The sequence below is a fragment of the Devosia oryziradicis genome, assembly GCF_016698645.1.
GTDB lineage: Bacteria > Pseudomonadota > Alphaproteobacteria > Rhizobiales > Devosiaceae > Devosia > Devosia oryziradicis.
In genome coordinates, this window is sequence record NZ_CP068047.1 from 762,811 (window position 1) to 775,161 (window position 12,351).

13 protein-coding genes are annotated in these 12,351 nt (G+C 64.3%); 3 read left to right on the plus strand and 10 right to left on the minus strand.

Annotated elements, in window-relative coordinates:
- Positions 1-267: 267 nt before the first annotated feature.
- Both JI749_RS03820 and JI749_RS03825 read left to right on the plus strand, forming a co-directional pair.
- Positions 268-930 (plus strand): response regulator transcription factor, encoded by a 663-nt coding sequence (locus JI749_RS03820; RefSeq protein ID WP_201659321.1) that lies wholly within the window; start codon positions 268-270, stop codon positions 928-930.
- Positions 927-2,294, plus strand: coding sequence for a sensor histidine kinase (locus JI749_RS03825; RefSeq protein ID WP_201659324.1), 1,368 nt, complete (start codon positions 927-929; stop codon positions 2,292-2,294). Before JI749_RS03820 ends, JI749_RS03825 begins: the two co-directional genes overlap by 4 nt.
- On the opposite strand, the gene JI749_RS03830 is transcribed toward JI749_RS03825, so the two are convergent.
- From JI749_RS03830 to JI749_RS03845, 4 genes are all read right to left on the minus strand, one after another.
- Complete coding sequence (locus tag JI749_RS03830; protein ID WP_201659327.1) at positions 2,291-2,428, minus strand: hypothetical protein; 138 nt, start codon at positions 2,426-2,428, stop codon at positions 2,291-2,293. The genes JI749_RS03825 and JI749_RS03830 overlap by 4 nt on opposite strands.
- Positions 2,429-2,487: 59 nt before the next feature.
- On the minus strand, positions 2,488-2,691 hold the full coding sequence (locus JI749_RS03835) for a hypothetical protein (protein ID WP_201659330.1): 204 nt from the start codon (positions 2,689-2,691) through the stop codon (positions 2,488-2,490).
- 172 nt (positions 2,692-2,863) lie between these two features.
- Positions 2,864-4,351, minus strand: coding sequence for a DUF6600 domain-containing protein (locus tag JI749_RS03840; RefSeq protein ID WP_201659331.1), 1,488 nt, complete (start codon positions 4,349-4,351; stop codon positions 2,864-2,866).
- A 67-nt stretch (positions 4,352-4,418) separates the two neighbouring features.
- Positions 4,419-4,862, minus strand: a complete 444-nt coding sequence (locus JI749_RS03845; protein WP_201659334.1) for a DUF1236 domain-containing protein — start codon at positions 4,860-4,862, stop codon at positions 4,419-4,421.
- 254 nt (positions 4,863-5,116) lie between these two features.
- Here JI749_RS03845 and JI749_RS03850 point away from each other — a divergent pair, with 254 nt between their 5' ends.
- Positions 5,117-5,689, plus strand: coding sequence for a hypothetical protein (locus tag JI749_RS03850; RefSeq protein WP_201659338.1), 573 nt, complete (start codon positions 5,117-5,119; stop codon positions 5,687-5,689).
- A 60-nt stretch (positions 5,690-5,749) separates the two neighbouring features.
- Here the strand turns inward: JI749_RS03850 and JI749_RS03855 are convergent, their stop codons facing one another.
- The 6 genes from JI749_RS03855 to JI749_RS03880 form a co-directional block, all read right to left on the minus strand.
- On the minus strand, positions 5,750-6,523 hold the full coding sequence (locus tag JI749_RS03855; protein WP_201659341.1) for an exodeoxyribonuclease III: 774 nt from the start codon (positions 6,521-6,523) through the stop codon (positions 5,750-5,752).
- Positions 6,524-6,534: 11 nt separating this feature from the next.
- Complete coding sequence (locus JI749_RS03860) at positions 6,535-7,179, minus strand: alpha/beta hydrolase family protein (protein ID WP_201659344.1); 645 nt, start codon at positions 7,177-7,179, stop codon at positions 6,535-6,537.
- A 78-nt stretch (positions 7,180-7,257) separates the two neighbouring features.
- Entirely contained in the window at positions 7,258-8,334 is a 1,077-nt protein-coding gene (locus tag JI749_RS03865) for a tetratricopeptide repeat protein (RefSeq protein ID WP_201659347.1), read from the minus strand.
- Between the two features lie 3 nt (positions 8,335-8,337).
- Entirely contained in the window at positions 8,338-9,240 is a 903-nt protein-coding gene (gene ku / locus JI749_RS03870) for a non-homologous end joining protein Ku (RefSeq protein WP_201659363.1), read from the minus strand.
- Positions 9,241-9,281: 41 nt separating this feature from the next.
- Complete coding sequence (gene ligD / locus JI749_RS03875) at positions 9,282-11,723, minus strand: DNA ligase D (protein WP_201659366.1); 2,442 nt, start codon at positions 11,721-11,723, stop codon at positions 9,282-9,284.
- A gap of 167 nt (positions 11,724-11,890) precedes the next feature.
- Positions 11,891-12,292 (minus strand): VOC family protein, encoded by a 402-nt coding sequence (locus JI749_RS03880; protein WP_201659369.1) that lies wholly within the window; start codon positions 12,290-12,292, stop codon positions 11,891-11,893.
- Positions 12,293-12,351 lie beyond the last annotated feature (59 nt).

Here is a 12,351-nt window from a genome sequence, read left to right on the forward strand (position 1 = left end):
TGGTCGGGATGGCGTTATGCCGGCATCGGCAACGCGGGGGGCGGTGGCTGCCGATGCCGGGCACACGGGGCTGTGACGGTCGGGAACGGCATGGGATCACGGACGTCAACGCGCCTACCATTAACAGCCATGGGGTGAGGGAACCGTGACGGGTCCCGTCAGCGTTCTGTAAGCGAGGGGAGACTATTGAGGCAGGAGAGAATGCTCGCTTGATGGCTCGCCGAGCCACATGGCGTCCCGATAGCCTCACATGGAGCAAGGCGCGCGATGCGGGTGCTGATTGCCGAAGACGACAACCGGATTGCCGAGACTCTCGAGACCTCGCTCAGCAAGGCCGGCTTTGGCGTGGAGCGCGAACGGGATGGGGAGATCGCCTGGTTTCGCGGCGATACCGAACCCTTTGACGCCATCGTGCTCGATCTGGGCCTGCCGCAGATCGACGGCCTAACAATCCTCAAGCGCTGGCGCAGTGCCGGACGAACCACCCCGGTGCTGATCCTGACCGCGCGGGGGCAGTGGGAAGAGCGCGTCGACGGCATCGAAGCGGGGGCCGACGACTATGTCGTCAAACCCTTCCACGTGCAGGAAATCGTGGCGCGGCTGCGGGCGCTGGTGCGGCGGGCCAATGGCCTGGCCACCTCAAGGATCCCCTTCGGCAAATATCTGCTCGACCTGCGCACCATGGAGGTTACCGAGGATGGTGTTCCGATGGACCTCACGCCCCAGGAGTTCAAGCTGATCTCCTACCTGGTGCATCGGCGGGGACAGGTGGTGTCGCAGCTCGAGATTACCGAGCACATCTACAACCAGGACTATGAGCGCGATTCCAATGCGGTCGAAGTGCTGGTGGCGCGCGTCCGCAAGCGCCTCGGGGCCGATGTCATCAAGACCCGCCGTGGCTTTGGCTATGCGCTGGGTGACGGATTTTGAAACTCCGCTCGTTGCGCCTGCGCATGATGGCGCTGGCCGTCGTCTGGGTGGTGGCCTCCCTGATCGCAGCCGGCCTGGCCTTGCAGTATCTGTTCAGCGTCAATATCGAGCGGATGAGCCGGGAGGACATGGAAGCTGCCATGTCCAGGCTCGCCGCGGTCATCGTGCCGGAAACGCCGGTGCCGAGCGTCAGCGTGCCGCTGCCCGATCCGCGTTATGCGACCCCCTTCGGCGGGCGCTACTGGCAGATCGAGGCCCTCGATAATGGCGAGATCGCCCGTTCGCGATCCCTGTGGGACGTGGTGCTGGATGCCAAGCCCAGTGAGTCCAGCGTGCACTATGAAAATGGCCCCGATGGCCAGCATCTTCTCTTGCTTTCGCGCCGGCTCGAAATCCAGGGCAATGAAGGAAAACGCGCCTACCTGGTGACGGTCGGGCAGGACCACGGCCCCCTGCACGAGACGACGCTGCGGTTCGGCCGCGATCTGTCACGCGTATTGCTGTTGTTGGGTGGCCTCATCATCCTGGCCGCGTGGCTGCAGATCAAGCTGGGCCTGGCGCCGATCCGGGGCGTCCGGACAGCCATCGAATCGGTCAGGCGCGGTGATACCGGCCGGCTCGAGGGGCGGTTTGCGTCCGAGCTCGATCCGCTCGTGCAGGAGGTAAACGGCCTGCTGGAGGCCCGCGACACCATGATGGAACGGGCGCGGGCCCGCGCGGCCGATCTGGCGCATGGCCTCAAGACGCCGCTGGCGGCGGTCGACGGCATTGCCGACAGGTTGCGGGAAAAAGGCGGCGATGCCGATGCGGACCTGCTGCAGGACCTCACCTTGGAAATGTCCGAGCGCATCGACTATCAGCTGCGGCTGGCGGCCCTGCGGGTACGCACGTCGGCGCATGCCGCGCGGTCCTCGCTCAACACGGCGGTGATCCGAACGCTGACGGTCCTCAAGAAAACCGGTCGGGGGGAGGGCCTGCACTGGATCGCCGAACTTGCCGACGATTGCTGGGTCGATATCCACCGGCAGGACCTGATGGAACTGGTGGGCGTCACTCTCGAGAATGCTGCAAAGTGGGCCTCCAGCCGGGTAACGGTGCGGACCGCGCGTGAGGCCGGCGAGGCCGTGATCGAAATCTGCGATGATGGCCCGGGCATACCCCAGGAGCAGTTGCAACTGCTGGGGGTGCGGGGGCGGCGTCTTGACGAGACACTGCCCGGCTCCGGGCTTGGCCTAGCTATTGCGGGGGAAATTCTCGACATCAACCACGGCAGCATGAGCTTTAGCCGCGCCCAGATCGGCGGGTTGATCGTGACGTTGCGCCTGCCATTGGCTTACCAATCGCCACCCGCCCAGGGCAGCTAGCCCTGGGGCTGCTGGGTATCCAGGCCGGCCATCGACCGGATGTCTTCGGCCTGGTTTTGCGCGCTGGCGATAAGCCCGGCGGCGGCGGCGCAGCAAGCCGAAATTGAGATGGCGAACATGATGAGCGTAATCATTTTCTCTGACCTCAATGCGCACCCGGCGGGCCACGCGATCGTTAGGGGGAAGCCGTGGCCTACTGGGTCACGGTAACGTTGGGCAGGTCGACATTGACGTTGTCGCCATTGCTGGAGATGCCGCCATTGGCCAGCCAGAGGATCAGCAACACAGCAATCACGGCTGCCACGATGGCCCCGATGATGCCGAAGGGATTGCCGCCGCCGACAACGACGGTTTCGCTGGGGCTACGTTCGATGATTGTTTCGCGTTCGACTGGCATTTGTGCCTCCGTATTTGCTTTGCCCAAACAACGCCATTTGCCGCAGTTGGGTTGCGTAAGGCTTTGAAATTTAAAGTTAAAATCTGCCGTTGCGAGTTGTTATCGAACCGTAAGCTTGGGTCGGGAATAGACGGGCAATGAAAGGGGCGGCTCTGGGGCCGCCCCTTCTGGCTTACTGCTGTGCGGGTTGCGCGTCGGGGAGCGGCGGGCACTGGCCGTCCACCATCACCTCGGGTGGGCAGGGTGGTTTCTTGCCGGGAGCGGCCTCGGGTTCGGCAGGGGCTGCTTCCGCTTCGGGGGCAGGCTCGGCCGCGGGGGCGGCCTCCGGCTCAGGCTCAGGCGCCGCTTCAGGCTCGGCGGCGGGTGCAGGCTCGGCAGCCGGTTCAGCGGCTGGTTCGGCGGGTGCCTCAGCTTCAGGTGCTGGAGCTGCCTCGGGCTGCTCGGCAGGCGCTGCCTCTTCGGGCTGGGCAGGTGCTGCCTCGGGCTGCGTCGCCTCATCCTCGGCAAGCGGCGGGCACTTGCCGTCCACCATGACTTCGGGAGCGCAAAGCAGGTCGTCCTCGGCGGGCGTCGCCTCCGCATCGGCGGGTTCTGCCTCGGTCGCCGGTTCTGCGCTGTCCGGTGTCTCGGCATCTTCAGCCTCCGGCTCGGCAGGCGTGGCGGGAGCGGCCTCTTCCCCTGCGGCAGGGGCATCAGAACCGGCTGCCGGCTGCTCTGCCGAAGCGTCGCTGGTCGGAGTCGCCTCGGCCGGCGGGGCTTCTACAGATGCATCGGTCTCGGCCGGCAATTCGGCCGTCGCGCCGGCAGTGCCGCCCTCGGACTCGATGGTTGCGGCGGCGTCCGCCTCTTCCACGGCTTCAGGTGGTGCAACTTCGTCGGTCGGTTCGGCCAGGTCCTGGTCGAAAACCACGATGGCCTGGGCATCGACATCGACGGCCTGCGCTCCGGGGGCATCTGCGGCTTCGGGCTGGTAGGCGATGACCTGCTGGCCCGTGGCCTGCTCGATATAATTGACCTCGATCACGTTGTTGATGACGAGGTCACCCTGGACGACGACCGGACCCAGGAACTGGGTCTGGGCGAAATAGTCGGGCTGCTGGCTGCCGATGACGATGTTGACCGACAGGTCCGGCTCGACAAAACGCTCGGTCGGTACGAAGACCCAGTAGCCTTCGGGTAGGTCGCGGCGCGAAACCTCGATCGAAATGGCGTAGCCATCGTTTTCTGGCGGCAGCGGCGCCCAGCCGATCACCGAGTCGCTGCGGCGCCAGCTGACCCAGGCCGGAGCCCACTTGGTACCAGGGACCCAGCACCAGCCCAGGGTGCGGTCGGCAAACCAGCGGCCATAGTGATAGGTCGCCCACGCAAAGGGTTCATCGGAAGCGAAATACCAGCCGCGATCCTGCAGGTAGAGCCAGCGGCCGTGACTGTAAGGGCGCCAGCTGGCGTCGACGCCGGTGGGGCAGAACACATAATTGTAGCGGGCATGCCGCACCCATACGCCATGCGGCTCCAACTGATCGAAGAACAGGTTGAAGCTGACACTGGCGGATTGGGCCTGGGCCGCGACGCTGCCCAGGGGCAGGCCGGGTGACAGGGCGGCAATGGGCAGGCAGAGCGTGGCAAGCGCCACGCCGGCGAGAAGGCGGGATTTTAGCATGACATTCCTCGTTTCTGGCGCGCCCCCGCAATAGAAACGGCCGCCCCGGAGGGCGGCCGCTGGCGGATCAGTTGGTGGCAGCCACCACGATACCGGGCGAATAGACGACCGTGCGGTCGCTCAGGTTGACGAAATACACGCGATCATTGGTGTAGAAGTAACCGTAGGTCGCATCGCCCTCGATGGCATGGAGTTCGATCTCGGCGGGGACTACGTAGCCGACGTCGATGTCACCATCGATCACCACCGGAGTGGTGGGATTGAGCCGGACATACTCGACCGAGGACGCCTCGACGCCTGCCGAAGCGCCGATCGTGGCGCCGGTAAAGCCACCGATCACCGCGCCGATCGGCCCGAAGATCAGTCCACCAACCACTGCGCCAGTCGCGCCGCCGGCGGTGCCGCCGACAACGGCGCCGGCATCGGCGTCAGCATTGGTCGACTGGGCATAAGAGATGGCGGGCGTGCCCAGCAGAGCCAGGGCGGAAACACAAATCAGCAGTTTTTTCATTTTTGATTTCTCCATGTCGAATGGGTGAGACCAAAATGATCGGCCGCCTAGCTCGTTCCCGTTCGTCGCGATTTTTTCATTATATGTCAAAGGGATAACGTTGCCTGTCAGCGTCGTGTCAGCTGGCCCGGTGGCGCAGGCGAGATGAACGCGACCTAAACGCGGGGTTCACGCCAGCGTGAAACCGGGCTGGCTATTACCGCCTCATCAAGAACCAGCGCGTCCCCAACGGATGCCAGAAGAGGAAAATGATTATGACCAAGACTGTTTCACTGACCATTTCGCTTGCCGCCGCCCTGCTGTCGATCGCCGCATCGACCGCACCGAGCCAGGCTGCAACCCGCCTGATGAGCAGCTCGCTCGAAGGCTTCCAGTATCGCTGCGAGAACCATGGCGGCGCCTTCGCGCTGGAGGGTGCGGTTGTCAGCTGCCAGACCCCGAGCGTGCCGGTGGCCTGCGAATATTTCGACGACCGCCAAGCCGTTTGCCAGTGGCCCGGCATCGAGCGCCAGATCGACGTGATCCGCGTCATCGGCACCCTGCAGGCCGGCTATGAGCCCTCCAGCAGCGGCAATTCCGGCAATGGCGGCGGCAATGGTGGTGGCAATGGCGGCGGTGGCCTGCAGGGTCCCAAGGACATCAAGGATGCCCCGAACAACAATCCTGATCCGAAGCCAAACTTCGACGGCCCCAAGGATATCCAGGACGCGCCCAATGACCCCAAGCCGAACTTCGACGGCCCGAAGGATTTCCAGATGGCGCCCGATAACAACCCCGATCCGAAGCCGAACTTCGATGGCCCCAAGGATTTCCAGATGGCCCCGTAAGGGCCGCTGCCAGAATTCGCAGAAGCCCGGCGCGTGCCGGGCTTTTGTCCTTGCGGCCTGCTATCCGCGCAGCGTGATCCAGGCGGGCGCGTGATCGCTGGCCCCTTCCTCGCCCCGCACATCGCGATCGACCCCGGCGGCAGTCAGCTTGCGCGCCAGTGCCTTGCTGAGCAGCAGGTGGTCGAGACGGAGGCCGGCATTGCGGGGCCAGCGGTTCCGCATGTAGTCCCAGAATGTGTAGACGGTTTCGTCGGGATGCTTCTTGCGGATCGCATCGGTCCAGCCCTGTGCCAACAGCCGCGTATAGAGCGCGCGGCTCTCCGGCTGGACGAGCGCATTGTCGCGGTAGGATGTGGTTTCGTACATGTCGGCCTGGGTTGGCACGATATTGTAGTCTCCCGCCAGGACGACGGGCAGTCCGGTGTCCCACAGCCCTTGGGCATGGTCGAGAAAGCGCTCCATCCAGCTCAGCTTATAGGCGAATTTTGGCCCGGGCTGCGGATTGCCATTGGGGGCATAGAGGCAGGCGACGAGTACGCCATTGACCGCTGCCTCGATGTAGCGGGCCTGTTTGTCGTCCGGGTCGCCAGGCAATTCGGCCTGCGTCAGCACCGGCTCGCTGCCCTTGGCGAGGATGGCAACGCCATTCCAGCTCGATTCCCCGCGCCACACCGCGCCATAGCCGGCATCGGCCAATGCCGTGGCCGGAAACTGCCGGTCGGTAGCCTTGAGTTCCTGCAGGCACACTACGTCCGGCGCTGCATCGGCCAGCCAGGCCATCAGGTTGGGCAGGCGCTTGTTGATGCCGTTGATATTGTAGGTGGCGATCTTCACGTCGCTTCAATTCACTTGGCGGGACGCTGCATCCAGTCGTCGATCGACTGGGCGATGGTCTTGAGATGGTCGCCGGTGGAGAAGCCGCTCAACGCCTTGCGCGGCTTGAGATCATGGTCGCCGTCTTCGAGGAACTGCACCGTGATCGCCGGCGACAGGGTGTAGCTGGCGATTTCCTCAGGTGAGCCGAATTCGTCGCGGGTGCCATGGAAGATCATGGTTGGAGTCCTGAGCGCCGCCAGATGGGCGGTGCGCAGGGTTTCCGGCTTGCCCGGTGGATGGAACGGATAGCCCAGGCAAACAAGGCCCGCGATGCGGCCTGCATCGAACAGTGCATCGGCCACCATGCTGGCGACGCGGCCGCCCATGGATTTGCCGCCGATCACCAGGGGGCCGTTCGTAGGCCCCAGATCATCCACCGCGGCGATGAATTCGGGCATGACCTTGTCGGCCCGCGGCGGCGGCTTTTTGCCAATTTCGGTGCGGCGGCCGGCCATGTAGCCGAACTCGAAGCGCGCCACGCGGAAACCTTGCGCCGCCAGGGCCTTGGTCGTGGCGTTCATGGACGCCGAATCCATCGGTGCCCCGGCGCCATGCGCGAGGAGGATCGTCACCCGCGCGTCTTCGGGGCCGTCGAAGAGGAAGTTGGTGGGCATGAAAGAGTCCGTGGTTTTGCCCACTCTAGCCGCCGACTTACCGGTCGTCACCCTCGGGCTTGAGGCGACGTTCAAGCATCAGCCCGCCTTGTTCAGCATCCGGTTGGCGAGCCCCACGCCTGCCCGCGCGCGCCGGGCCCAGTCGCTGGTGCCATCCAGTTCCAGGTACCGAAGCCACCATTGCCGCGCAGCGCCGAGGTCATGTGCGTCATATTCAAGCGCCGCCAGGTTGTAGATGGCGTCGGCATAGCTGGGATCGATGGCGACGGCCCGCCCCAGATGCTCGCGGGCGGCCTGGATGCGGCCCATGTCGCGCAGCACGCCGCCATGGTTGAACCAGGCCTCGACGAATTCGGGGTCGCGCTTGATGGCGGTAATATAGGCCGTGGCGGCTTCGGGCAGATGACCCAGCGCGCGCAGGCAGTTGCCGAAATTGAATGCAGCCACCGCGTCGGTCGGGTCCATGGTGGCGCAATGTTGGTAAAGCGTGGCGGCCTCAGCGAAAAGCTGTGCGGCCTCCGCGGCTTCGGCAGCGCCGAAATAGTCCTCGGCATCCTCGTCCACTTCGGGCAGCGGCAGGAGGCGCTGGCCATCAAGCTCGGCGAGGGAATGGGCATCCTTGGTCACGATGCGGGCCGGACCATCAGCCTGGAGCGTCAACGCGGTCAGTGAACCGACCGGGCCGATCTGGTGCACCGAGCGGGCAATGGCGCTCCAGCTGGCGCCCGACGCGACCAGCCCGGCATATTTCTTGGCGAGGATCACGTCGCGAAACGAAAAGGGCTCGGCGTGATGTTCGAAGGCGTCGAACAGGGCCAGCAGGTCCAGCGTATCGCCATCGAGGCGGGACTGGTCGAGCATGGACTGGCGGGTAATGTTCGCCGTCGGGACGGGCGACAGGCTGCGCAGCAGGCGCAGGAAGCCGTTTTCGCTCAGCAATGGCACGGCTTTTTCTCGCGCATTGCTGACTGCTTGCTCGATGTTTGCCTGCGTCTTGCTGGCCAGCAGCTTGCGACCCAGCACCGCCGCGGTGGTGCCGCGGGTGATGTTGCGGTGGAGACGTCCGCCCAGCGCCTGGACACGGCGGGTGGCAAGGCGGAGCGGGAAGGCCTGCAGGGCGCCGATAACGCCGTAGCTCTCCCCGCTTGCTCGCATGGTTTAGGCCTTCTTCTTCGATGCCGCCTTTGGTGCTGCGGCCTTGGATGCCTCGAGGGCGGCCTTGAGCGATGCCTTTGCGGCCGATTCCTTGGGTGCAGCCGGGGCCTTGGCCTTGCTGGGAGCCGCCGGCTTGGCTTCGCCGAGGCTGGCCTTGAGCGCATCCATCAGGTTGATAACATTGCCGCGTTCGGGCGCCGCTGCAATGATTGGTTTGTGACCCTTGAGCTTTTCCTTGATCATGGCCATCAGCGCCACTTCATAGCGGTCCTCATAGGCCTTGGGATCGAAGTGGGTGACCTTCTGCTCGATCAGCTTCTGCGCCAGGTCGAGCATTTCGGGATCCGGCTTGCCCACTGGGACATTGCCGAAATATTCGGCCGTGCCGCGCACCTCATTGGGGTTGCGCAGGGTGGTGACGAACATGCCGTTTTCGCGGGCGCCGATGGTGACGACGCGTTCGCGGCTCGACAGCACCAGGCGGGCAATGGCGACCTTGCCGGCCTTGCGCATGGCTTCGCGCAACACCACGAAGGTTTCCTCGGCCATGGCGCCGTCAGGGGCCAGGTAATAGGGGGCGTCCTGGTAGATCACGTCCACTTCGCTCTCGTCGACAAAGGCCTCGATGTTGAGCGTGTGGTTGGATTCGATGCGGACGGCGTCGAGGTCGGAGTCCTCGATGATGATGTATTGCTTGTCTTCGTATTCGTAGCCACGCACCAGGTCGGATCGCTCGACCAGGCCCAGTTCGGGGTCGACCGGCTTCATGTTGATGCGATTATGGGTGTCCTTGTGCAGCTGGTTGAAGCTGATGCGCTCGGACGTCGATGTCGCCGGGAACATCTTGACCGCGCAGCTGACCAGGCTCAGTCGAATATGGCCTTTCCAACTTGCCCTTGGTGCCATTGTCGCCTCCTACGCAAATACTATCGACGAAAAACAAATACTCATGGCGCCAGATCCCGTGCTGACTCGTTAATGTCGGCCCAGGGGTCACCTGCCGTGGTTAATAAACCCGGAAGAGTAGAGTAATTCAGGTCCTCCGGAGAGTCGATGGACTCCAGATCGCGCCAGTCTATTGGGGTCGATGCCGGCAAGTGCGGCCGGGCCCGCAACGAATAGGCGGCGACGGCGGTCGCGCTCCTGGCATTGCGGTGATAGTCGATGAAGATGCGGCCCTTGCGGTTCTGTTCGCCCATCGTGGTGGTGAAGGTGTCCTTGCCCGTCTTGGCCAAGGCCACCGCGATCGTCGCACAGGCGGCGTGGGCCTGCTTCCAGGTCAGCTTTTTCGTGGTCGGCACGACGATGTGGACGCCCTTGCCGCCCGACGTCTTGACGAAAGGCTTGAGCCCCATGCCCTCGAGTTCGCCACGCAGGTGCACGGCCGCGTTGACCACGTCGCGCCAGGCGATGCCCTCGCCCGGATCGAGGTCGAAGATCACCCGGTCCGGCTTGTCGATATGGCTGGCATGGGTGCCCCAGGCGTGGAATTCGATGACACCGAACTGGGCCAGCGCCAGATAACCCTTAGCGTCTTCGACCGAGATATAGACCTGGCTTTCGCCTTCCGAATTCTGCGTCTCGAAGCTCTTGAGGGTCGTCGGCATGCCGGTAAAGGGGTGGCGCTGGAAGAAGCAGTCACCCGGCTTGCCGGTGGGGCAGCGGAACAGCGAGACCGGCCGGTTGAACAGGTGCGGCAGCATGTAGTCGCCCACCGCGGCGTAATAGACCGCGATATCGAGCTTGGTCGGGCCGGACTTGCCGAACAGCCGGCGGGTCGGGTTGGTGACCCAGATGCCGGCCAGGTCGGCATCGGAAATGATGCGCTTGACCGGTGCTGAAATCGGCGTCGTCAGCTCGGCCTGGCGCAGGCCCTTGAATACGGCGTGGCGCAGCATGCCGTCTGACGTCATGGTGGCATACTGCACGCGGCCGGTGAGGATGGGCCGTACCGCGATGATTTCCTTGGGTGCGCCTTCGAGCTTGTCATCGATGCGCAACTGGGCGAGGCGGTCGACCATGGACTTCATCGTCGCTGCATCAAAGCCGGTGCCGACCTTGCCGCGGTAGACCAGCTCGCCCTCGACCCATTCGCCCATGGCCAGGGCGCCGATGCCGCCGTTGGCCGCGCTCTCGCTATAACCGGCGATGACGAAATCGCCGAGCTTGAGCGCCTTGACCTTGAGCCAGGTGGAGGAACGGCCGGCGCTATACCGGGCATCGCTGCGCTTGCTGACAATGCCCTCGAGACCCTGCTCGGACGCCATGTCGAGGAGCGGCTGGCCGTCGCCTTCGACATGGTCGGAATACTGAATGGCCGAGCGAGGTGTTACGTGGCCGGACAACAGTTGCGCCAGCAGGGCCTTGCGCTTGACCAGCGGCGCGGCGCGAAGATCCCAGCCGTCGAGATGGAGCAGGTCGAAGGCATAGAAGACCAGCCTGTTGCCAGCGCCTGATGATAGCGCGTCCTGGAGCATGCCGAAGCGGCTGATGCCCTTGTTGTCGAGCACGACGATCTCGCCGTCGATAATGGCATCCTTGACCCCGAGCGCCGCGAAGGCCTCCGGCAGGTCGCCGTAGCGCCTGGTCCAGTCGAGCCCGCCGCGGGTGATCAGGCGGGTCGTTGTGCCCTCAACGAAGGCCAGTGTGCGATAGCCGTCGAACTTGATCTCGTGCAGATAGCCGCCATCGGCACGCGGCACCTTGTCGGCTGGCGAGGCGAGCTGCAGCTCCGCGGTTGCGGGCAATGGTGCCTTGATCGCGCCGGCCAGCTTGGCCGGCTGGGGCTTCGTCGTCTTCTTGAGCGGCGCGGTCGGTGGTGGCGGTGGGGCGACCAGCTCCTCGATCAGCCGGCCGGTCTTGACGCTTTCGGGCCGGGTCTGGAGGATATCCTCGGTGGTCGACATGAACGTGTCCCGTTCCTTGAACAGGATCCAGCTCTCCTTGCCTTTATCCTCCGGCTTGCCCTTGAGGCGGGCGAGCATCCAGCCGCCGCGGAGTTTTTCCCCGACCAGGCGAAACTTGAAAGCGCCCTTGGCGAGGCCTTCATGCGGGTCTTCCATCGGCGCCCAGGTGCCGGTGTCCCAGACGATCATCGGTCCGCCGCCATATTCGCCCTCGGGGATCACGGCCTCGAAGTCGATATATTCGATAGGATGGTCTTCCGTGCGAGCGGCGAAGCGCTTGTCGGCCGGATTGAGCGAGGGCCCCTTGGGCACGGCCCAGCTCTTGAGCACGCCATCGAGCTCGAGGCGCAGGTCGTAATGGTCGGCCGTGGCGTGATGCTTGTGGATGACGAAGCGATTGCTGCCGCTGCCAATGGCGCCTGCCGGTTCACTGGTGCGGGCAAAGTCGCGCTTGGCGCGGTAGGTGCTGAGCTTGTCGGCCATGGCGGGCAGGATAGCGCGAAGGGGTGAATGAGGGCTTAGGGCGGCGCACACCTGCTGCCTCAAACGCGATGTCACCCCGGCGAAAGCCCGGGCTCATCCTGGGATCTCAAGATGGATCCCGGCTCAAGGTCGGGATGACACCATGTTTGAGAAGAACGGCCGTGTCCCTAGCCCTGCTTCACGCTCTGCCCGATGGCCCAGGTCACGCCGAATGGATCACGCACCTGGCCGTAGATGTCGCCCCAGAATTCGGTCTTGAGCGGCGAGGTGATTTCGCAGCCGGCGGCGACGGCGCGGTCCCACCACTTCTGGGCGTCGTCGACATGAATGTGCATGTTGAAGCCCTGCGGGGCGACGGGGGCAAAGCCATAGTCGGGAAAGAAGTCGCAGACGAAGACCGGGCTGCCATTGATGTCGATCTGGCTGTGCATCAGCTTGTCGCTGTTTTCGGCAGGTATGGTTTCGCGCTCGATGCCGCCGAAGGCGGCCTTGTAGAATTCGAGCGCCTTGCGGGCGCCATCGACGTTCAGATAGGGCGTAACGCCGCCCTTGGGACGAAAATCAGACATTGGTTAGCTCTCCCTTGGTTGGTTCATGCAAGCACGACGAGTGCCGTGGCGGCAATTCG

Coding starts and splice junctions, on each gene's coding strand:
- JI749_RS03820 (WP_201659321.1), top strand. CDS start 268: ATGCGGGTGCTGATTGCCGAAGACGACAACCGGATTGCCGAGACTCTC.
- JI749_RS03830 (WP_201659327.1), bottom strand. CDS start 2,428: ATGATTACGCTCATCATGTTCGCCATCTCAATTTCGGCTTGCTGCGCC.
- JI749_RS03835 (WP_201659330.1), bottom strand. CDS start 2,691: ATGCCAGTCGAACGCGAAACAATCATCGAACGTAGCCCCAGCGAAACC.
- JI749_RS03840 (WP_201659331.1), bottom strand. CDS start 4,351: ATGCTAAAATCCCGCCTTCTCGCCGGCGTGGCGCTTGCCACGCTCTGC.
- JI749_RS03845 (WP_201659334.1), bottom strand. CDS start 4,862: ATGAAAAAACTGCTGATTTGTGTTTCCGCCCTGGCTCTGCTGGGCACG.
- JI749_RS03850 (WP_201659338.1), top strand. CDS start 5,117: ATGACCAAGACTGTTTCACTGACCATTTCGCTTGCCGCCGCCCTGCTG.
- JI749_RS03860 (WP_201659344.1), bottom strand. CDS start 7,179: ATGCCCACCAACTTCCTCTTCGACGGCCCCGAAGACGCGCGGGTGACG.
- JI749_RS03865 (WP_201659347.1), bottom strand. CDS start 8,334: ATGCGAGCAAGCGGGGAGAGCTACGGCGTTATCGGCGCCCTGCAGGCC.
- ku (WP_201659363.1), bottom strand. CDS start 9,240: ATGGCACCAAGGGCAAGTTGGAAAGGCCATATTCGACTGAGCCTGGTC.
- ligD (WP_201659366.1), bottom strand. CDS start 11,723: ATGGCCGACAAGCTCAGCACCTACCGCGCCAAGCGCGACTTTGCCCGC.
- JI749_RS03880 (WP_201659369.1), bottom strand. CDS start 12,292: ATGTCTGATTTTCGTCCCAAGGGCGGCGTTACGCCCTATCTGAACGTC.